Source organism: Roseiconus lacunae, from assembly GCF_008312935.1.
Taxonomy (GTDB): domain Bacteria; phylum Planctomycetota; class Planctomycetia; order Pirellulales; family Pirellulaceae; genus Stieleria; species Stieleria lacunae.
Genome location: NZ_VSZO01000010.1, coordinates 216,735 through 238,157, shown reverse-complemented (window position 1 = coordinate 238,157; position 21,423 = coordinate 216,735). Strand labels below are relative to the sequence as shown.

The following is a 21,423-nucleotide window of genomic DNA, read 5'->3' as shown; positions in this document are numbered from 1 at the left end:
CCTGCTCCCGTTACCCTCCGACGCTCGTCCTGGATTAAAACAATACGCCCCTTCCGCCTCGACTGCATTCTTTCCTGACTCGATCGGGCGACTCTCCATTTTTGTACCTTCTCATCAGAGATATCCCAATGAGCGAACAAGCCAATAGCGGTGAAACGACCAAGACAAGCAATCCGGCCAGGAGCGCGATCCTGTACGTATTATTGGGGTTGATGGTCGTGGCGTTGATCTACGATTACCGCGTCGCGCGACCGGCGGTGAGTGCTGATTATGACAAAGTCGCCGAAGCGAGCATGGAAGCGAATCGTGTGGCCAATGACTTTTTGACGAACACCGAAGTCCGCGAACTGCTTGGGAAAGAACCGACCGAGACGTTTGACGATGGACCCGAAACGGTCGAGGTCTATCACTACACCGGTGGCTTGATCATCAAACCGCACAAACTTTACACCGTGTATCGCAAGAGTGGTGATGAATTGATGTTCTCGCGGCACTCCAAGTTTGCTTACGACGAATCCCAGTCGGTTGGGCCAACCGAATCGGTCATCATCACCGCCGAAGACTCCGCAAGTGAAGATGCGATTTATGATTCAGAGGAGGGGGGAGGAACACCTGCGGCCAGTAGCGGAGATTCCGGCAGTGGGCCTCAGTCGAGCAGCGCCGGAAGCGATTCCGGTTCGAGCGGCAGTGTTGGCGGCGGTGACTCGGGAAGTTCGACGCCGCCCGGAGCCGAGCCTCCAGATCTGTCTGCCTTGGAAGCCGAAGCTGACGAAGCCGAAGCGAAAGACGAATAGTCGCTTCGGGGACTCCGTCGACATCGAAGCTGCGAAGTTGATCTTGGTGAGCCTTTGCGGTTTCAGTCCTCGTCAACTTCCGAGGACGGATGAACAATGAATCGGTACCCGGCATCCCGAATCGTCAACAAGTGAATGGGGTTGGTATTATCAAGCTCGATCACTTTGCGAAGCTGGGCGACCGTTTGATCGACCGCCCTGGTTTGCAGGTTGCCACTGATTTCCCAGACCTCGGTTAGCAACTCCGATCGGCTGATCACGCGGTCGGGATTTTCGGCGAAGTAACGGAGCAGTTTCAGCTGCTTTGGCGTCATCTGAACGACGCTCCCGTCGACGCTGACTTCGTGTGTCAGAAAATTTGCCGACACATGTCCGAAATCTAATCTCTCGACGGCATCGCGCACGCGGCGTGAAGCCGCTGGCGCGGCATGCGGACTGGCCATTTGCAGCAAGTTCTTGACTCGGCTAAGCAATTCGTCCAGTTCGAACGGCTTGTTCATGTATTGGTTCGCCCCGACATCAAAACCGCGCGTGCGGTCTTCGGCCAGCGTGCGCGCCGACAGCATCAAGACCGGAGTGGTTACGCCGGAATCACGGATCGTTTCGCACACCGCGTAGCCACTCATTCCAGGCAGCATCAGGTCCAACACGATCAGATCGATCGGCTCGGCCGCACCGTCGATCAGGCGAAGCGCCGTCGGCCCGTCTTCGACCAGCGTGACGCGGTAGTTTTCGGCTTCGAGGTTGTATTTGATGCCGACGCCGAGATGTTTTTCGTCTTCGACGACTAGGATGTGTGGACGCATGATGCTGGATTTCAGTGGACAAACAAACGACGCTTTCTCGGCCAACGTTCGTAGGCCAGTTTCGGACGGATCATTGGCGCACCGGTTCGATCGACGTTGGCACGACGTGCTTCATCGTTACTTCGAACACCGTTCCTGGTGAGCCATCGACGTCTTTGCGGCCTCGGATACGAATCGTCGCCCCGAGCGATTTACTGATCGTACGGACCAAATACAAACCTAGTCCAGTGCCCGGAGTGCTACGCTCCAACTCGCTTCCCAAACGAACGAATCGACCAAAGATTTTGCGCCGCATGTCGTAGGGAATTCCCGCACCATTGTCGGCGATCGATACCACGACCTGGTCCGACTTCGATTTTTCTGTGCTGGGGCGGATCGACGCGGTCACCTGCGGTGGTGATCCGCCGTACTTGATCGCGTTATCGATCAGGTTGCGGAACAATATTTCTACTTGAACACAGGGGCTGCGGATGCTGGTCGGTTCGCACTCCAATTGGACAACGTCGGGCGAAAGCCGATAGCGCATGCAAGCGGCCTGTGCACATTGGGCCAGCAATTCATCAAGCCGAAACACTTCGGGGGCATCAGATTGGTTACCGCGATCGATCCGCGCCGCATCTAGCAGGTGGTTGATCAAGGCATCAAGTCGCTCGACGTCATCGAGCATGATTCGATGGAAGTCACGCTGCTGGTTTTCATCCACCGTGTGGCGCGACATGGTTTGTAAGTAAAGCTTCAGCGAGGCGATGGGGCTTTTTAATTCGTGCGTCACCGAATCGATGAAGTTCGATTGACGTTGGTTCAGCCGAAATGCTTTCACGGTCAAGGTGACATACACGATCACCCCCGCCAGGATGCTGATCAGAAGCACCGTGCCGATGATGAACAGAATCAGGAACAACCCACCGCGCGACGCCGTGAAGAAACTCGACGTGGTCCAAATCGCTCCGAGAACGACTACCAAGACAATAAGGACGACGCCCAAAACCACGGGGGCGCGAAGTGACCGACGTTCGAGCATGATTTGACTGATTGAAGGCGACCGAAGGGACCGATGGAAATCCTAATCAAACAGACCGATGACTCGGAACCGCCTGTTAGATCAATGGTTCAACTGCGGTACAGATTCACGTTGATTGCCGATCTATTTTTGCTGGTAATGCGTTCAGTTTGCTAGCGGATGTCCGCCGTCAAGGGTGCCCCGTTTGCCCTGCTTGCCCCCGGCTTTCATGAAATTTTCACCTTTTGCACGATTTAATCCCATTTCTGACGATGACGGGGAACAGGTTACCGGCAATAATCACTTAACGTGAGATTTTTATCCACTAGGCGGGTAGGGAGATCAATTTAATGAGTAGTCACTTACAAGTTCTGCGTTTTACCGAAGCGACCATCCGCCAAGTTCGCCTGGATTGCAACCGGGCGATGCTCCGTGCTCGCTTTTGCCCTGAACGCAGTGAAATCCTGCAACTTCGCTGCGTCGATAACCGCGCCGAGACCGAAACAGAGTTCGGCAATCAATTGTGGTACTTCGAAGGCGTCGGTGTGGACGATTTTGACCGCCGACACGCTGTTTTCGGAGTCGTCGAGTATTCCACCCAGTTCGGACTCAACGAGTTGGTCGAAGACGGCGTGTTTACCAATGAGAATCAGCGTGACCGCTATCGCAGCATTTATGAACGCGAGTCCCAGCGCCCCGATTGGAGCCACCCAGCCCATCGCTTACTAGCAACAGGCGTCATCGCACTCTCGGTCCTCTGCCTGCTCTTCTTGACGGCCAAGTCGTTGATGCAGTAGCGCCCCGGCGGGCAGGTCTGCACCATCGCGTCAGCCGCCCAGCCATCGCTCTCGGCGAGTTCCGCTGCTTGGAAACAGAATGCTCAGCTCTTGCGGCTAGCCGGCGGCTAATCGATCCGCCGCTGTTTGCCCCGGACATCGCCTGGATGGGTCACTTTCAAAGCACGCCGCATCGAGCAGTGCTGGGGTATTGAAATGACCATGTCAATTTGATTGATCGAACAACGTGGGGGGCCAAACGCACAGACATCGTTGACGTGGCGAACGTCATGCGGTACGAACCATCCTCAGGCTTCGGCCGCAACGATCATGACGCCCCCGTCAGCAGGTACCCTTCGCCGTCGTGTCTCCATCATCCGTCTCTCGGCCCGCATCGTCGCCAGATGACTTCGCGGCGACTGCTATGCAGCCGATCGTTGACATTGATCAATTGCGGAAAACTTATCGCAGTTGGTCTGTCCGAGGTCGACGTAACATCAATGCCGTTCGTGGTGTTTCGTTGCAAGCGTATCCGGGCGAAGTGTTCGGTTTGCTTGGTCCCAACGGTGCCGGCAAGACGACGCTGATCAAAATGTTGCTAGGTGTCGTCCAACCTTCTGCTGGAAACGCGACGCTGTTCGGTCAAGCAATCGGCAGCGCCGCGGCCCGCCGACGTGTCGGCTACCTTCCCGAATCTTTGCGCGTCGATCGTCACCACACCGCCCGCTCGGCGCTTCGCTACTACGGCAGGATGAGCCGGATGGACGCCGGCGAGATTCAAAAACGCAGCGACGAATTGCTGTCGCTTGTCGGCCTCCAGGGGCGCGACCGTGAGTCCGTCAAGCGATTCAGTAAGGGAATGTACCAACGACTGGGACTAGCTCAAGCACTCCTTCACGACCCGGACCTGCTGGTCTTGGATGAACCAACCGATGGACTGGATCCCGTCGGCCGCAACGAAGTCCGCAAAGTGATTGATCGGCTACGAGAAAGCGGCAAAACGATTTTCCTCAACAGCCACATCCTTCAAGAAGTGGAACTCGTTTGCACTCGTGTCGCGATTTTGTCCCAAGGCGAAATCAAAGCGATCGGGACCCTGGACGAACTTTCTTCGCACGACCAAAAACAATTGGTGGTCGACCTACCGATTACTGGAACACAGCCGGAGCGGTTCGATTGGTCGACAATCATTAATGAGGAACGCTCACCGGCATCGGATGTGACGGTCGTGAACGTGACGGTTGCGAGTGGTGCTCACCGTCTGACGATTGAAATTGAAAGTCAGCAACAGATCGATCAGATCGTCGATCGCTTGCGTGATCGCGGGCAATCGATCTCTCGATTGTTGGTCAAGAAAGAATCGCTCGAAGAGACCTTCATGCGACTGGTGGGAACAACCGAGGTGGACGATTCGTGAGACCATATTGGGCCATCATCACTGATTCGTTTCATGCGGCACTGTCGTCGAGGATTCTATGGGTCGCGTTCGTCGCGATCTGGTTGTTCCTGCTCGCACTCGCCCCGATCGGATACCACGAAGACTACACGACGACGTTCCGCTGGTTCGATTTGGACAACGGAACGCAAATGAAGGCGATGCTTGCTCGAGGATTGATCGATCCGAAAGAGGCTGACACCGCACTCGGGCGGATCGCTCGGGTGTTTCCAGCGAGAGTCGAACGTCAGCTACGCCAGGTTGCCAAAGGTGAAGATGTTCGAATCGATAAATCAGCGCTCGCCGATGCACTCAACGAAGCACTCGACGACGAAAGTTGGTACGACGCCGAGGCATGGCGTTCGACCGTTCGATTGAGAGAGCTTCGAGCGTTAGATGAGATCGAAACGGGGATGTTGACTGAACCGGAGCGTCGACGACGTGCACGGCTGCGCATCGAGGCTGCGCTTCCGGGGGTTTTCTCGGTTCAGTCGGCGCGATCGGTGATGTTGTCGTACGCGGGGTTTGAATTTCCAGCGTTTTTCGCGATCGGTAAAACGCAGTTCATCGCGTTGGTAAATCAATTCGTCGTGCCGGTCATCATGGATTGGTTGCTGGGATTTGCATTGATTTTCCTCGGCATCTTGGTGACCGCATCGATCATCCCAGACATGCTTCAACCCGGTTCGTTGCATCTGCTGCTCAGTAAACCCGTTTCGAGAACGTTGTTGCTGCTCGCAAAATTCGTCGGTGGATGCACGTTTGTGTTCTTGTGTGTTTGCCAACTTGTGATTGGACTGTATTTGATCGCGGGACTGCGATTGGATATTTGGAACACCCGGATCCTTTGGTGCATCCCGGTAGCGGTATTTTTATTCGCAGTCTTTTTCAGTGTATCGATGCTGGCAGGATTACGTTGGCGCTCTCCGACACTGTCGATCGGTGTGACATGCATGTTCGGGGCATTGGTGTTGGTGATCGGGTTTGTCGGAGGCTACTTCGATGGGCTGGTGCAGCGTCCCGATCAAATTGCGCGACTCGCCATCGACGGCGAAGACGTGGTGGTCGCCTGCCGAGGCGGCGGATTGAAATTCTTCAACCGTGATACCAACCAATGGGATGAACTGATCGAGACTGATTTCCGACGACGTGATTTGATCGTCCCGCCGGTTCGTTTGACGGATTCCATGTTCGTGAGCGCGCAGATTCGCAATGGACGGTTCAACTTATATGGCAGCGGATCGTTGGACGCGCTGGTTCTAAGGCAACAGGATCAGTACGAGCCACGACCGGGCATGCGATTGCCGAACGGAACGCGACGAATTTACGTTTGGCATGATTCCATTCTGGCCCTCAACAATGCCGGCATCATGGCGGCGCCGATCGAAACCCTGGTCAACTCCGTCGCCGATGAACCTGATGACGCCCAGGACAATGAAGAGCAGGATGAGCAAGCCCACGGCAAAGACGGGCAGACCGCTGAAGCCTCCGATACGGAGCTTACGGCTAATGTCGCCACGATCGGTGCCACGGCTTGGATATCCGATTTGTTGCGGATGCAAGGTGGGGCAACCGAGGGCTTTGAAGATGTTTTGCCGGAAGGGCTAACGCTCACCGACCCGGTACGATTAACGCTCGCGCCGGGTGTCGATTCGATCATCGTTTATTCACGAGGTCGATTATTGCGTCTTCAGGATGACGCTTCCGACTCGGATACCGGACGGTTTTTGATCGCGGCCGATCGAGTTCTCGAGGACAACGATGCAGCAGCGACCGTGATAGCCGCCAGTGGTACGACCCTCCTGGTGTCTCGCCAAGAAGAACGCATCCGCTGGATCGACGCTCGTGATCTAACAACGATAGTCGAGTTCGACATCCCCGACGGAGATCGCCTGTTGGCCATCGAACCGATCGGGCAGACGGAGCAGTTTGCGCTGTTGACGACGGACGGGCGTGTCTGGATCGTAGGCCGCGAAGGTGACGCGATTCGATCGGCCGCGTTGAGTTTCAGCGAAGTCACGGCGATCGAATTTTCTGAAGACGAGAATCAATTGGTGATCGCGCACCACATCGATCGCCTAGACTTTCTTGGGTTCGAAGGCGCTACGGCATCCGAAGTCGTTCGTACGATCCGTCCGACGCTGACCGGTTGGCGCAACGTCGATCGGTGGGTGATCACACCGCTCCGAACTCTGACGCCCCAGACCGGTGAACTTAGCGAGACGGTTGCCGCACTGGTGAGTGGAAAGCAGTCATTAACGATGGGGGGCAACAACGACGACGACCCCGATGTCGTACGGTTGAGAATCCTGCGTCCGGTATTCAGTTGTGGCATCTTCACAGTCGTCATGCTGGCGATTTCATGCGTCTACTTCAACCGACGCGATTTCTAGCGGTGAACCGAGTATGATGTTGGCGTCTCGCCAGTTTCCTACCTCTACTACCTGCCAAAGATGAAAAAAAGCCTCCTATTGTCCCTCGGATTGTTGGCTGCCATCGCCGGGCCATTGCCCGCCGAGTCGCCAGAAGGGTTCGTTGATCTGTTCAACGGAGAAAACCTCGACGGATGGCACGGTCGTCCGCATTTCAGCCCGATCAAGTTTGCCGAGCTGTCCGACGAAGAGCGAGCGACGAAGGTAGCTGAATGGACGAAGGACGCCAGTGAACACTGGACCGTCGAAAATGGTGAACTCGTCAACGATGGTCATGGTGCCTACCTGGTCACCGATAAAGACTACCGCGACTACGAGCTCCACCTGCAATACAAGACGGTACCGATTGCCGATAGCGGCATCTACCTGAAAGGTAATCCTCAAGTTCAAATCTGGGACGTCAACAACGAAGCTCAGTTCAAACACGGCAACCAAAAAGGTAGCGGTGGACTTTGGAACAACAGTCCCGGGGCTCCCGGAAAAGATCCACTCGTCAAAGCTGACAAGCCGCTCGGCGAATGGAACGACGTCCGTATCCTGCAAGTCGGTGCACGCACTTCGGTTTGGTTGAACGATCAATTGGTCGTCGACCACGCGATCATGGAAAACTACTGGAATCGTGAAACTCCGTTGTTTGTCAGCGGTCCGATCGAATTGCAAACGCATGGCGGTGAAATCCGTTGGCGAAACCTGAAGATTCGTGAACTCTCTACCGAAGACGCCAACAAGGTCTTGGCCGACAAAAACACTGACCAGTTCCAGTCGATCTTCAACGGCAATGACCTCGAAGGCTGGATCGGTGCGACCAATGGCTACGAAGTTGTCGACGGCGCGGTCCGCTGTAAGAAAGGTTCGGGCGGTAATTTGCTGACCGAAAAGGAATATGCCAACTTCGTTGTGCGATTGGAATTCAAGCTTCCTGCCGGTGGCAATAACGGGTTGGCGATCCGTTCTCCCCTGAAGGGCAATCCGGCTTACGACGCGATGTGTGAGCTACAAGTCCTCGATTCGACTCATCCCAAGTATGCCAACCTTGATGAGCGTCAGTATCACGGATCTGCTTATGGAATGGCCGCCGCGACTCGCGGATTTTTGCGTCCGGTTGGTCAATGGAACTTCCAAGAGGTCACCGTCAATGGCAGCAAAATCAAAGTGGAACTGAACGGGACCGTGATCTTGGACACGGATCTTTCGCAAGTGTCCGAATACATGGCCGACAGTGCCCATCCCGGAAAAGACCGCCCCTCAGGCCATTTTGGCTTCGCCGGGCATGGTGATGCCGTGGAATTTCGTAGCCTTTCGATTCAAGAACTGTAGAATCTAGTTCTATCGCGCATGCAAAACGTTGCAGGCGGTTCTTCCTCCTTTGTGGTGTGAAGATCCGCCTGTTTTTTTGATCTGTGCTTGAGCCCTGCGAATCGAAAACCCTTTCTGATCACGAATCATTACTTCGAACCTATCCGAAGACCATTAGCCGAACACGGTAGCGTCGGACCAATGTTGCCAACTCCAGCAGACCGTTGCGCCTACGACAAGTGTCGTCAGCTCTCGAGCTAGAATGAATCAATTTCGGATGGGTTCCCAGACGGAGGTTCTCATGAACGAGCGTTCAAAAATCTGTGTCACTGTCGCACTCGTCGCCGGACTGGTGGCAGCCTTCCTCTTCGTTGACGACCTGAACGCTCAAAACATGCTCGACTTTCGCGATACGGTTCGAAAGGCGGAAGCGTCGATCGTACGCGTCATCGTCGAACCCGGTACGGAAATGCTTCCACAGCATGCCGAATCTGACGCAAACGCCGAGACGCTCAACGAAGACAACGAGGGGGACGCCCCGCCACCGAAGTTGCAGCTCAAAGAACTTGAGCCGTTCCCGCCAAATGCAAACGCCAATCCCAACTTGGCCGTGCCTATCCGGCGTGCACGTGACTTGAACAGTGCCGCCTTTGCGGCCTCCGAAAACGTAGTACTCGCCTATGTTGAACAGCCCGTCGCTCACGTGAAAGTGGTCACTAATGAGGGTGAGGAGCTTGATGGTCGCGTCGTTGCATTTGACTACGTCACAGGATTGGCAGCCATCGAAGTCGAAGATGTTGTACTCGTACCGTTGGTGATCAGCGTCGCCCCGGCCGAACCGGGCTTGCCCGTCGTCGCGGTCCACCGCGACACGCGGACAATTCGTGTCACGGCAGGCACAGTCGCGACGAGCAGAATTCCACGTGAATCAGGCGTCGGGCCGGTTCCTGAGATTCATTTCTTAGCCACACCCAATGTCCCCGGGACTCCGGTGCTGGATCACCAAGGCATTGTCGTTGGGATCTTGGTCCCTAGCCAGAGCGGCGGACTGGTATGCTCGGATGCGTCTACCGCAATGCGTTTACTCAACGCCGCAGACGCACCCGTGCCTCAAGTACTGAAACGAGGCTTGGTAGGGATTCAATTCGAAAGCAGTGGCACATTGGTCCTGGAAGTCAGCGCGAATTCAGCCGCTGAACGCGCGGGATTGAGGGCCGGAGACTTGGTCGAGCAAGTGGGGGACCAGCCCGTCCGAACGTCAACGGATGTGATCGCCGCTGTCGAAATGGCTCGTTCCGGTGAAACAATCGATGTGGTGGTTTCGCGCGATGGCGAAAGAAAGTCTTTCCCGGTGACGCTGCAGGAACATCCACAGCAATGGCTCCCACCGAGCGACGGTCTCTCTGAATCCGCGCGGCAGATCTTCCGACTTGAGAACGGACGGATCACGCCAATCCCAGAAGATGATCTTCGACGGTTTGAACAGTTCGATCAAATGTTCCGCAACTTCGATGTCCCACAACTAAGAGGCTGGCGACAACTGCCACCGGTGGAAGATCCCGGAGATGGTCCCGACGAATCACTCGAAGAGCTTCGCCGCCAAATGGAACAACTGCGTCAACGCTAACGCCGCGTTTCGATCTTCAAGTTCGGGGGTGAGTCACGAGTCGGCCGGCGTTCACCCCGGTCACCACGGTTAATCCATGGCTAACGTGATGCGGCAAATCTCGGGCGAAGTCAAAACGTCGGTGGTCTCTAACTTTCGTCTTCGGTAACCGATTGCCGTTCGATGGTCTCGATGGCTTTTTTAAGTTGGCCGCGGGCACGGCTGAGTCGACTGCGGACGGTACCGATAGAGATTTCTAAAACGTCAGCAATCTCTTCATACGCAAAGTCTTCCATTTCACGCAGAATCAAAATCCGGCGATGCTCTTCGGTTAACGTTTCAATGGCTGACCGCACCAATCCCACCCGCTCGGCTCGAAGCATCTCTTCGTCGACGGCATCGTTGTCGTCCGCAATCTCCAGCCCGTTGTCCTCGCGGATTTGGTCGAGTGACACCCGGGCACGTTTCTTGCGCCGCCGTGTCAGGGCGCCGTTGAATGCGATACGGTACAGCCAGGTAAAGAATTGGCTGTTGCGTTGAAAAGTATCAAGCTTGGTGAATGCTCGAATGAATGCGTCCTGCGTGACCTCTTCGGCTTCCTCCGGCGAACCCGTCACTTGTAACATCGACGCGAACAATCGTTCTTGGTTCTGTCGTACCAATTCGGTAAACGCCGACCGATCTCCTTTGAGCGCGCGATCGATCAGCCGTGGCTCATCAGTGTGTCGATCTTGCTCAAGCGCCAAGCTACCGCCTTCTCGATGTCGCGTCTAACAGAAGATTGATTTTTAATTGTCGTCCGCAAGTCGCATAAGTTGCGTGCGTTCTAGTAGCTTTCGAGCAGTCTAAGGCGGCTACTGAAAGCCAGCGACGTGAAAATCAACGGGGGCCTACATACCATTCGTTGCATCGAACCAAATCAGATGGCTCGGCTAAAATTGTAAACTGCCGGGCCATGCTTGATTAGCTCCTACTTCCTTATCCAATGCCAATCGGGGTGACTTTCGCTGCGATCTCATCGCCGAATGAGTCAAAATCGCCGTATTTTAGGCAACCTTGGAGCAAACTGAGTGAAAGTTTCTGCGGAAATCAATCGCCGCCAACCACCCTCGTGGTTGTGCCAAACACGCTTGCACTTTCGAAAATGTCCACAGGTGATTGATCTCGCGGAATCGTTCGAAGGCAACCAGATTGTCGGACCTAGCGTGTACGAAGGAAACGCGCCAACCGTTCGAGCTGGTCGGTATTGATATGGTCGACACCGGCATCTGCCAAGACTTTCCAAACGTCCTCGTTTTCCGGAGTCGCCCAAAAGCGAACGCGTTGCCCGTTGGCGTGTGCCTGCTGCACCATTTGCTCCAACTTCGCTTGCTCGGCATCGGAGATCGGGCCCTTACCTCGCCACTTGAACAAACTCGTCCAGCGATCACTGATCAGCGGCATAAGTGCTTTGGGATAGGTCTTTTTGTCAAGGTTATCTTTGCGACCGTCTACAAACCCGTAGCGACTTGTCGCTGCTTGCATCGTCTCGATCGGACGATTTCCCGAGACAACGACTTGAACAGCGCCTTCGACATACCGCCCCGATTCGATATGGCAAAGCATGCCATGGTAATCTTTCAAAATCGTTTCCAGCACCTTGTAGGTGCTTTCACCCTCGGACTTGAAATCGACGAGTAATGTCACGAGAGGTCCCTCTGCAAAGACACGTCCACCATTCTTTTCGACTCGTTCGCGTAGCGGATCTAAATACAACGCCTGCAACGTCCGTTCCGCTTTTACCTCATGAAGGTCGTGTGCGACGAGCAATTCGCCATCGATCAGAAACACATCGGCTTCGATGCTGCAAAAACCATACGAGAGTGCATCGGCCAGCGGATTCTCATGCCGATAATCATTGTGCGCGTGTGCTTGTGGTAACGGTTCGGCCGCGGTCGTTTGACGGGCCAGTAGGGCACTTGTGATCAACAGAAATGCCAGTGTAACAGTGGAACGAAACGTCACTGCAAACGAATGATTACTCACGGTTGAACCTTGCCTTAGATCGAAGTGGGAAAGTGCAGTCATTTTAGCCCCACCTGCCCCGACGACGAAGCATCACCACGGTAATTTCACCGTCAATGCTGAGAGAGTTGCGGTTCAATTCGGCCGTGGTTATCTGGGGCGCTGCCTAGCTGTCGCAATGCTTAGTGGTCGGGGTGTTTGGCCAAGACACCCAGCAAGACGAAGAACGAGATGAAAATCAGGATCGCGCCGAGCAAAAACGGGGCACCGGGAAACTCGAAAGGCGCCGCGGCACTGGTGAAATAGCTGAATAATCCACTGGTAAAAATGATCGGCGCGAAAATACTAGTCAGCCCTTGAAGCGAAGTGAGTGCCCCCTGTACTTCCCCTTGCTCGGTTTCATCGACCGTCTTGGTGACCAAGCTCTGGACCGCCGGGCCGGCTAAGCCACCTAAGGCGCCGAAAAATGCAATCACCGGTAGCATCCATGCTTGGGAAGCAAACGCGTAACCAAGAAACGAGATCGCCGAGATCATCGTGGCAAACAACAGAATTTTGCCTTCCCCAAACCGCTTCACGGCCGGGCGGACCAGGCCGCCTTGGACGATCACCGCTGTCACTCCCACCCAGCATAAGAAGAACCCGACCGTCTGGTCGTTCCACTGAAATCGGAACCCCGAAAAGAGCACGAAGACGTTCTCTAATCCACGCTGGGCAAGTGCTTTCAGTAAAAACACCATCGCCAATCCAAAAACCAATGGATAGCGGCGGAGCGTCCCGATCGTCCCAAACGGGTTTGCGTTGCGAAGTGAAAACGGGCGTCGTTTCTGGGGCGGTAACGATTCGGGCAAAATGAAATAACCGTACAACCAATTCAGCAACGCTAGGCCAGCGGCGGCAAAGAACGGAGCGCGAAGCGAAAACTGAACACTCAGCAATCCACCGAGCGCGGGCCCAATGATGAACCCCAAGCCAAACGCGGCACCGACCAAACCGAAGTTCCGAGCCCGAGTATCATCTGTCGAAATATCCGCGATGTATGCGTTGCCGGTGGTGAAACTTGCCCCAAAAATTCCCGAGATGATCCGGGCGACGAAGAGCAACCACAAGCTGTTCGCCATTCCTTGGATGATGAAGTCGATGCCAAGGCCAAAGAGCGCGACGAGCAAAATTGGCCGCCGGCCAAAACGATCCGATAGCCCACCAAGAATCGGTGCAAAGAGAAACTGCATCGTCGCGTACGACGCCACGATCACACCGTAGTACCAGGCCGCGCCACTTTCGGAGAGCCCCGATAATTCTTCGACGAGGCCGGGAAGAACGGGGATGACGATTCCGATGCCTAAGATGTCGATGAACAGCGTGATCCAGATGAACACGATGCCCGCTTGCCGCTTGCTTTCATTCGGCGACTCGCTGAATTCTTCGGCCGCTTCGATCGCGACCGGCGGCGTGTATGGCGAACCTCCAGAGTCGCTCTCTTCGGGAGCAATCGACTCGTTCGACTCTGGCTGGTTCATGGACAAGTATTGAGGGATTGAAGGCGGGGACGGGAGCGTGAATATATTTGCTCATCGCTCCTGACGGGAGGGCCAAGGCGGACTTTGTCCCAATCGCCGCCGATCTGGCTTCGCAATCGGAGTCCCCCTACCTGACCCCAGTCCTTCCCCCGACCGCTCTCGGGTCTGTCGCGAGCTGTCCGCCGAACGCCTTTTCGTTCAGCCAGCACGGCAAAGGCCGGCAGAAAGTGGGGCCGTGGCGATCGTCGCCGGCTCGCAAATTGGCTTGCGCTAGACGGCTCTTAGGCCGACAAATTTGTCCCCACGTCGGTCCGATAAGCACTCCAGGCGGGCAAAAAACCGGCAAGCAGAGCTAGCAGGGCGACCAATGGGAACAACCAGCCCTCATAGGAACTGGTCGTCAGGATTCCGACTTGGACACCGGTGCGATCTTCGATTTCGCCGCTAAATATCCAAATCGCCACGTGTGCCAAGACCCAACCGGAAATCGCCCCGATCGTCGCGATCAACAGGCTTTCCATCAGAATCACTCCCGTCACGGTCTCGCGGCGGGCCCCCAAAGCCCGCATCACCGCGATATCACGGCGACGGTCATTCATCGAGTTGTAGATTGCGACCAACACCCCAACGGCGGCGACGACACATGTGATTAGTGTGATTACCAACAACGCCGTTAGCATCGGTCCGATGATGGCATCCATCAGTCGTGCGATCTCGCCGACCGGCGCGGCGGCCTGTGCCCGGACGCTCTCCTTGACTTGGTTTTCCAGAACAACGCCCAGCATTGGCATTCCCGTACGGACAAGAATCGATGTGACTTCGCGTTCGGGGATTGTCAGCGGCTTGTGGCCTCCCGCGTCAGCGATCGCCTCGGTTGCCGGCTCGATGACGGCCCCCTCTTCGATCGGTTTGGCATGTCCATCGAGCAGGTAAAAACCTTCCAAATTCACGAAGGCCGCTCGGTCATTGGGCGTCCCGGTCGGATCCATCACCCCCACCACGGTAAAACCTTGGCCGTGTCCTTTGCCCTCCGGATCGCCATGGTTGTTTTGAAAGGTATCGCCGACCGACAAGCCCATTTGGCGTGCCACGCGTGAACCCAACACCGCTTCGAAGTATCCGTATTCTTCGGAGTGGGTTTTCAGCGCACGCCCTTCGCGGAAGGTGAACTTCTCTTCCAGCGTTGGGCCGTGTCGCAGCCGTTCAAAAAAGTCAGGCGTTGTGCCGACCACGCGAAACTCTTTCAGGTAATCGCCGAGCGCCAACGGAATCGCAAAGCCACCGCCGGCGACATAACTGGCGTAGACCCCATCGCGTTCGCCAAGCGCCGGATCCCCACCGAAGCGACGGACCATTGCCGCGCGTTCTTCTGCCGGGAAATACTCCATGTACTCGGTGAACGGCAGGTTCTCGATCGGGCGGCTCAGGTAATAAACACTGTTGAGTGTCAATTGCAGGGCGCTGCCTTTGGGGCCAACGACCAGGTTGTAGCCGACTTGAGCATTACGCGAAAATGCTTCGGTGACGATCCCAAAAATTGCCAACACCATCACGACCAAAGCCACCCCAAGTGCCAATGAAATCGTCGTCAACAAGCTGGACAGGGAGCGATAACAAAAGTTTCGCCAGGCGATTCGAAGCAGCCACATGATGCAAACGATGAATTGCGTTGGAGGAAGGTGTGAGGTGCCGACGTTGGCAACGAAGGCGGTGAGGTATCAGCGAGAGAAGTATCCGCGACACAAGCGTAATCGGTGCACTTGCCGAGTCAGCTTAGCAAAGCAACGCTACATCAACCGCTCTATCTAGGCCGAAGCGTCGTGCAAGACTCGGTTTAGTGATTCAAGTCTTTCTACGCGGGTGAATCGTTCGGTCACCGACATCGAGTGCGTGACCATCATCAATGCAATCTCTTCTTCGCGACACGAATTGATGATCAAGTCAAGGACGTTGTCAGCGCTGGCCGGATCGACGTTGGCGGTCGGTTCGTCGGCGAGCAACAGTTTTGGACGACCGGCCAATGCCCGCGCTATTGCGACACGTTGTTGTTGGCCGACGGAAAGCTGCTTCGGTCGATAATTTGCTCGATCGGCCAGGCCGACTTTGCCAAGTAACTCGCGGGCTCGACCGGCGTCGACTGGCCGGTTACCGAACGCCATGCCAAGTTGGACGTTTTCGATCGCCGAAAATGCCGGCAACAGATTAAACGTTTGAAAGACATACCCGATTGAAGCGGCACGCAATCGATCGCGACCTTGCTCTGATAATTTCGTCGTTTCAATGTTGGCAACGCGGATGCTGCCAGATGTCGGCGTTAGCAATCCGGCAATCAGATGCAGCAACGTCGTCTTGCCACCGCCGCTTTCGCCGATCAAAGCCAACTGTTCGCCCGTGCGGATCACCAACGATTGGATATCAAGCACGGTAAGCTGACCACCACTCGGTTGATCGAACGTCTTGACCAGGTCGCGGATGACGAGCACCGGATCGCCGCCGGTAGCGTTTTCGGTGGACGGTTGCTGAGGATCTTCGGTCGGTTCCATCTGGTTAGCCTCGGCCTCTCATTGCGCGTTGCAGCCCACGATCTGAATCGCGTTTCTTTAGTGATTCACGTTTGTCGTGAAGCTTCTTTCCTTTGACCAGTCCCATCAGACATTTTGCGATTCCGCGTTCATTGAAGTAAACCTTCAGCGGAATCAATGTGTGCCCCCGCTCATGTGCACGGCCGGAAAACTTGTTGATCTCGACCGAATGTAGTAACAGTTTGCGTGGGCGTCGTGGATCGTGATTCCACATGCCGGCATTGTTGTAATGGGCAATGTCAGCGCCGAATAACCACAACTCGCGATCTTTTTCGCGAATGTGTGCTTCGTCGAGAGACAGCTTGCCCTCTCGCATCGATTTGACCTCACTGCCCATCAGCATCATGCCACACTCAATCGTGTCCAAAATTTCGTAGCGGTGACGTGCCTTACGATTCTCCGAAACGACGGTGATCTGCGGGGATGACTTCTTTGCCGCTCCGCCCTTTTTCTTTTTGGTTTTATTCTTCGCCATGGAAGCCGTGCAGGTTTGCTAATCGTGGGGGCGTCGTTTGTTCCTAAGCGGCAATGCTCTCAAACGGCAGTTTGGGGATGCCAACGACTCCGTTCTCGGGGTGACCGCGTTGGGCGGTAATCGTGACAGTGCGAGGCATCAGCCACCAACGTTAGCCCAGGGTGTCTCAGCAGCCTTGAGCGTCCCAGCAGACGCTTCTTGGCGTGCCTCGAAAGGCTCTGTCCCCGAAAGACTCTGTCCTCCGGGGGCTCTGTCCTCTGGTTAGTTTGGCTGTTCGCGGCCCTTTCCGCCGCGATCACCGTCGGTGCTTGCCTCTTAGGGTAACCCTCCCGATGACCGCACGTCAGGACGGTTACCTAAAACATGGACGATCTCCCGGGGGTGGGGGGATTGTATCGGTAACATGTGAACCGGACATCGCCCCGAACCGGGCATCCTTCCGCGAGCAGGTAAGGTTCAAAACGCAGACCGAAAAATCTCGGTTGTTTGCCGAACCAATGCACCGGTTTTAGTGCATAGGATGTCGTCTTTATCGGCGGTAGGAGTGTGGAGGTCCTAATTGGCCCATTGCCCCTGCCGACCATTCACTACAATACGGCAGAGCAAAGAGTTCGCCTACGGTTCACGCAAATCACTGATTTTTACGTTCATGGCTTTTCGTCTCCCTGTCGTCGCCGACCCTGTCATCCCCGAAGGTACCGATCTAAGCGGTAGTGGCCGTTTGCCACGATGGCTGAAACGTCCGATTCCCAAAAGCAACGCCAACCACATGACGGCGGGCTTGTTGGATGAGTTGAAACTGGAAACGGTTTGCGACAACGCGAAGTGTCCCAATCGGATGGAGTGCTACAGCCAGCAGACGGCGACGTTCATGATTCTGGGCAACGTGTGCACACGTCCGTGCGGATTTTGCGCCGTCCACCGCGGGCGACCACCGGCGTTGCCCGAATCGGACGAACCAGAACGCGTCGCCGAAGCCGCGGCACGTTTAGGGCTCAAACACGTAGTGATCACCAGCGTCACCCGCGATGACTTGCCCGACGGCGGTGCCGATCACTATTACCGTTGCGTCGTCGCGGTTCGAGAACGCACCGGCGCGACGACAGAAGTCCTCACGCCGGATTTTGTCAATTGCCGTGAGTCGCTCCATCGGGTGATCGAAGCAAAGCCGACCGTATTCAACCACAACATGGAAACGGTCCCACGGCTTTATCGTCGCGTGCGAGGCCCCAAAAGCGAATACGCATGGACCCTTAGCATGATGAAAAAGGTCAAGGAGTATGATCCCGAAGTCAAAACGAAAAGCGGTCTAATGCTGGGCCTTGGCGAAGAACGCGGGGAACTGCTCGATGCCCTTGCCGATCTGCGTGAATACGACGTCGACTTTTTGACGCTAGGCCAATACCTGCAACCGGGCGAAAAATACCTGCCCGTCGTCCGCTATGTCCCACCGGAAGAGTTCGAAGAACTCGCCGAAATTGCCAAAGGCATGGGATTCAAAAAGGTTGCCAGCGGGCCGTTCGTCCGCAGTAGCTATCACGCCCGTGACATGGCCGAAACCGACTGCTGATCGTCCGGCAAGCTCGAAAACCTTCTACCGGCATCTTTTGTCGGTTTCCGATTTGCAATACCATCCACCGTTGGTGGCCAGCGCGTTGCTGATCAGTGCCTCATCGAGCCAGATTAACGGTTCATCAATCAACCGGTGAGTATAAATCACGGTTGGTGCGGAAGAATCACGGCTAAGCCTGAGGTCAAATCGGACCGCTGATTGATCACGGCCGTTGACGAGCATGAATTGCAGACGCACGTTATCGACTGCGATTCAGCAGGCGCAGGCGCCAAACACGGGATCGGTATTCGAATCGGGAGAGCAGCATGTTTGATTTGAGTCAGTACGAGATCGAAGTCAAAAAGATCTTTCGCAATGCCTCACCGGCCGCGCTCTACGAGGAAGCCCTGCGGTACGAGAAAAATGCCACGCTCGCCGATACCGGGGCACTGATCGCCTACTCGGGCGATAAAACCGGTCGTTCACCGAAAGACAAACGGATCGTCAAACATTCCGACTCCGAAAACGATGTCTGGTGGGGCACCGTCAACATCGGTCTTGACGAACAAGTCTTCTGCGTCAACCGAGAACGCGCGATTGACTACCTAAATACCCGCCAGCGCCTGTATGTGCTCGACGCCTTCGCGGGCTGGGATCCGAAGTACCGGATCAAAGTCCGCGTGATCTGTGCCCGTCCCTATCATGCGCTTTTCATGCACAACATGCTGATACGGCCGACGCGCGAAGAATTGGAAACCTTCGGTGAACCGGATTGCGTGATCATCAATGCCGGCGCTTTCCCGGCCAACCGATACACCACGGGGATGACCAGCAAAACCAGCGTGGACCTGAGCCTGGAACGACGCGAGGTCGTGATCTTGGGCACCCAATATGCCGGCGAAATGAAAAAAGCGGTCTTCACGCTGATGAATTACCTGATGCCGAAAGACGGCGTCTTGCCGATGCACTGCTCGGCAACCTGTGACCCAGAAACGGATAGTTCGTCGGTTCTCTTTGGGCTTTCTGGAACAGGGAAAACAACGCTTTCGGCGGATCCGAAGCGAGGCCTGATCGGCGATGACGAACACTGCTGGACCGATCACGGTGTGTTTAATATCGAAGGCGGTTGCTATGCCAAAGCGATTTACCTCACCCGTGAAGCCGAGCCGCAGATCTTCGATGCACTTCGCTACGGCGCGGTCCTTGAGAACGTGGTCTACGATCAGGCCGATCACCATGTCGATTTCGACGACAGTTCGATCACCGAAAACACTCGCGGCGCGTACCCGATCGAGTACATCCCCAACGCCAAGATCCCTTGTATCTCGGGGCAACCGACCGATGTCATCTTCCTAACCTGCGATGCCTTCGGAGTCTTGCCGCCGGTCAGTCGTTTGACCCCCGAACAGGCAGAGTACCACTTTATCAGCGGTTATACCGCCAAGGTCGCTGGGACCGAAGTTGGTGTAACAGAACCGGAAGCCACGTTTTCGCCCTGCTTCGGAGGACCGTTTCTAGTTTGGCATCCTGGGAAATACGCCGAGCTATTGTCCGAACGAATCCAGCGCTACGACACGAACGTTTGGCTGATCAACACAGGATGGAGTGGTGGTGCGTATGGCGTCGGGGCCCGGATGAAGTTGGCGTACACCCGTGCGATCGTGGATGCGATTCATGCGGGAGAACTCAAAGACGCGCCGTTACAGCAGGAACCATGCTTCGGATTGAACATGGTGACGAAGTGCCCTAATGTTCCGGATAAGATCTTGATCCCACGCCAGACCTGGGCGGACGGCGACGCCTATGACGCGACGGCAAAGAAGTTGGCCAAACTGTTCCATGACAACTTCCAATCGTACGCCGACGGTGTCAGCGAAAAGGTTCGCCATGCGGGACCGTCACCAAGTTAAACGGGGGCGACTCTGGGCTCGGTCTTAGTTGAAAACTCGGACGCGAGTCATCAGCCGCCGGCAATGGCTCCGATTGTTGCTCGCAAACCGTGGCCAATAACACCATTCGGTTAATCCCAAAAGACAACTGGAACGAAGCACCGGTGATTCGGCTCGATTTGTTCAGAACTCACCGTGTTGTGTTTGCGTCGGTTACCTCGCAGCTACCAAGTAATCGCCCGGCAGCGGAGCGGTTAAGCCGGACAATCTGCGCTAGAAAGCACTGCCGCAATTCCGCAATCAATCGCGACGAAAATAGGCGTCTTCGGAGAGATCATCCATCGACAGGGTGGGCAAGCTGCCATCTGCCGCATCAGGATTGAGCGTTGATTTTCGCGGCGGGTTCAGTTGCATTGTGCCGTGGGCGTCACTCTGAGCATCTGGGGCGTCTGTTGATTCAAACGATGCCGTCGAAACAGGCGTCAGGTCGATGATCTTGTCCTGCAGCGCTGCCCCCGATTGTTTCTCTCGGCGGTTGCTGATCGCCGATTCGAGCTCCGGTGTCGCCGGCCCACGATCGAGAGCGAGATTTAACGCCAAGCCGAGCTGCGTATCGGCCCATCGTCGCCATTCGGGACGGGTTTCGATCAGTACCAAGTCCTGCAATTGTTGAATCAGTACTTCGTCACGTTCGTCACGACGAACCCGAAGACGCACAAGGTTTCCAAGATAGTGAGGGTTGGCTTGATCCATTTCAACGGCGAGATAGTACAACTCCAGTGCCTCGTCAATTCTTCCAGACGCTTCGAGCGCGAGAGCTAAATTGTAAATCACCGTTGGGGCATTCGGTAAAAACTGTTGCGCATGTTCAAACGCGATCACTGCCTGATAAAGATTACCTTGATCATAGTGCATCAAACCAAGATTGTTATGGGCTGGGCCATAGCTCGAATCCGCTTCAATCGCCTCACGGAAGTGCTTCGCCGCCGCGTCAATGTGCTGCTTATTCAGCGAGCGAATGCCGGCATGCGTCAAGCGTTTAGCCTTCGCCTGATCGCGTTTCGAGGTCACTTGGACCAATGCACGATTCGCGTTTCGTGAAAGCGAGCATCCGATCGGCGCAGCAAACAAAAGCGCGAGCACCATCGCGCCTGCGGGTTGCAACGTCGATCGACTTTCCTGTCGCAAGCTACTCCTCCTACCGAGAATCGACACTCACGGATGATTGATGCACGTCGCGTTCTTGAGTTTCATCT

The 21,423-nt window shown here is 55.5% G+C and carries 17 protein-coding genes; 8 read left to right on the top strand and 9 right to left on the bottom strand.

Going from position 1 to position 21,423, the window contains the following annotated elements:
• Window positions 1–128: 128 nt before the first annotated feature.
• Window positions 129–794: a hypothetical protein gene (locus FYC48_RS14935; RefSeq protein ID WP_149497522.1), complete on the top strand. Its 666-nt coding sequence runs from the start codon at window positions 129–131 to the stop codon at window positions 792–794.
• A gap of 62 nt (window positions 795–856) precedes the next feature.
• Here the strand turns inward: FYC48_RS14935 and FYC48_RS14930 are convergent, their stop codons facing one another.
• On the bottom strand, window positions 857–1,600 hold the full coding sequence (locus FYC48_RS14930) for a response regulator transcription factor (RefSeq protein ID WP_149497521.1): 744 nt from the start codon (window positions 1,598–1,600) through the stop codon (window positions 857–859).
• Between the two features lie 70 nt (window positions 1,601–1,670).
• On the bottom strand, window positions 1,671–2,621 hold the full coding sequence (locus FYC48_RS14925) for a sensor histidine kinase (protein ID WP_149497520.1): 951 nt from the start codon (window positions 2,619–2,621) through the stop codon (window positions 1,671–1,673).
• 329 nt (window positions 2,622–2,950) lie between these two features.
• On the opposite strand from FYC48_RS14925, the gene FYC48_RS14920 reads away from it, so the two are divergent.
• The 5 genes from FYC48_RS14920 to FYC48_RS14900 all read left to right on the top strand — a co-directional run bounded on the left by FYC48_RS14920 (window position 2,951) and on the right by FYC48_RS14900 (window position 10,166).
• A complete protein-coding gene (locus tag FYC48_RS14920) occupies window positions 2,951–3,397 on the top strand; it encodes a hypothetical protein (protein WP_149497519.1) in 447 nt (148 codons plus the stop codon).
• A gap of 403 nt (window positions 3,398–3,800) precedes the next feature.
• Entirely contained in the window at window positions 3,801–4,793 is a 993-nt protein-coding gene (locus tag FYC48_RS14915) for an ABC transporter ATP-binding protein (protein WP_149497518.1), read from the top strand.
• The gene (locus FYC48_RS14910) at window positions 4,790–7,204 is read left to right on the top strand and encodes an ABC transporter permease (protein ID WP_160149540.1); all 2,415 of its coding nucleotides are present in this window, start codon (window positions 4,790–4,792) and stop codon (window positions 7,202–7,204) included. The genes FYC48_RS14915 and FYC48_RS14910 overlap by 4 nt, the downstream gene beginning before the upstream one ends.
• A 60-nt stretch (window positions 7,205–7,264) precedes the next feature.
• Complete coding sequence (locus FYC48_RS14905) at window positions 7,265–8,560, top strand: 3-keto-disaccharide hydrolase (RefSeq protein ID WP_149497516.1); 1,296 nt, start codon at window positions 7,265–7,267, stop codon at window positions 8,558–8,560.
• A gap of 280 nt (window positions 8,561–8,840) precedes the next feature.
• On the top strand, window positions 8,841–10,166 hold the full coding sequence (locus FYC48_RS14900) for a S1C family serine protease (RefSeq protein WP_160149539.1): 1,326 nt from the start codon (window positions 8,841–8,843) through the stop codon (window positions 10,164–10,166).
• 128 nt (window positions 10,167–10,294) lie between these two features.
• Here the strand turns inward: FYC48_RS14900 and FYC48_RS14895 are convergent, their stop codons facing one another.
• From FYC48_RS14895 to smpB, 6 genes are all read right to left on the bottom strand, one after another.
• A complete protein-coding gene (locus tag FYC48_RS14895; RefSeq protein WP_149497514.1) occupies window positions 10,295–10,891 on the bottom strand; it encodes an RNA polymerase sigma factor in 597 nt (198 codons plus the stop codon).
• 454 nt (window positions 10,892–11,345) lie between these two features.
• Complete coding sequence (locus FYC48_RS14890; protein ID WP_235034264.1) at window positions 11,346–12,170, bottom strand: phosphatidylinositol-specific phospholipase C/glycerophosphodiester phosphodiesterase family protein; 825 nt, start codon at window positions 12,168–12,170, stop codon at window positions 11,346–11,348.
• Window positions 12,171–12,331: 161 nt separating this feature from the next.
• Window positions 12,332–13,669, bottom strand: coding sequence for a TCR/Tet family MFS transporter (locus tag FYC48_RS14885; RefSeq protein WP_149497512.1), 1,338 nt, complete (start codon window positions 13,667–13,669; stop codon window positions 12,332–12,334).
• Between the two features lie 281 nt (window positions 13,670–13,950).
• Window positions 13,951–15,318 (bottom strand): ABC transporter permease, encoded by a 1,368-nt coding sequence (locus FYC48_RS14880; protein ID WP_149497511.1) that lies wholly within the window; start codon window positions 15,316–15,318, stop codon window positions 13,951–13,953.
• A 156-nt stretch (window positions 15,319–15,474) separates the two neighbouring features.
• Window positions 15,475–16,212, bottom strand: coding sequence for an ABC transporter ATP-binding protein (locus FYC48_RS14875; RefSeq protein WP_149497510.1), 738 nt, complete (start codon window positions 16,210–16,212; stop codon window positions 15,475–15,477).
• Between the two features lie 4 nt (window positions 16,213–16,216).
• Entirely contained in the window at window positions 16,217–16,726 is a 510-nt protein-coding gene (gene smpB / locus FYC48_RS14870) for an SsrA-binding protein SmpB (protein WP_149497509.1), read from the bottom strand.
• 649 nt (window positions 16,727–17,375) lie between these two features.
• On the opposite strand from smpB, the gene lipA reads away from it, so the two are divergent.
• The gene (gene lipA, locus FYC48_RS14865; protein ID WP_149497508.1) at window positions 17,376–18,296 is read left to right on the top strand and encodes a lipoyl synthase; all 921 of its coding nucleotides are present in this window, start codon (window positions 17,376–17,378) and stop codon (window positions 18,294–18,296) included.
• Window positions 18,297–18,604: 308 nt separating this feature from the next.
• Window positions 18,605–20,188, top strand: a complete 1,584-nt coding sequence (gene pckA / locus FYC48_RS14860) for a phosphoenolpyruvate carboxykinase (ATP) (protein ID WP_149497507.1) — start codon at window positions 18,605–18,607, stop codon at window positions 20,186–20,188.
• A 279-nt stretch (window positions 20,189–20,467) separates the two neighbouring features.
• Here the strand turns inward: pckA and FYC48_RS14855 are convergent, their stop codons facing one another.
• Window positions 20,468–21,355: a tetratricopeptide repeat protein gene (locus FYC48_RS14855; protein WP_160149538.1), complete on the bottom strand. Its 888-nt coding sequence runs from the start codon at window positions 21,353–21,355 to the stop codon at window positions 20,468–20,470.
• Window positions 21,356–21,423: the final 68 nt, after the last annotated feature.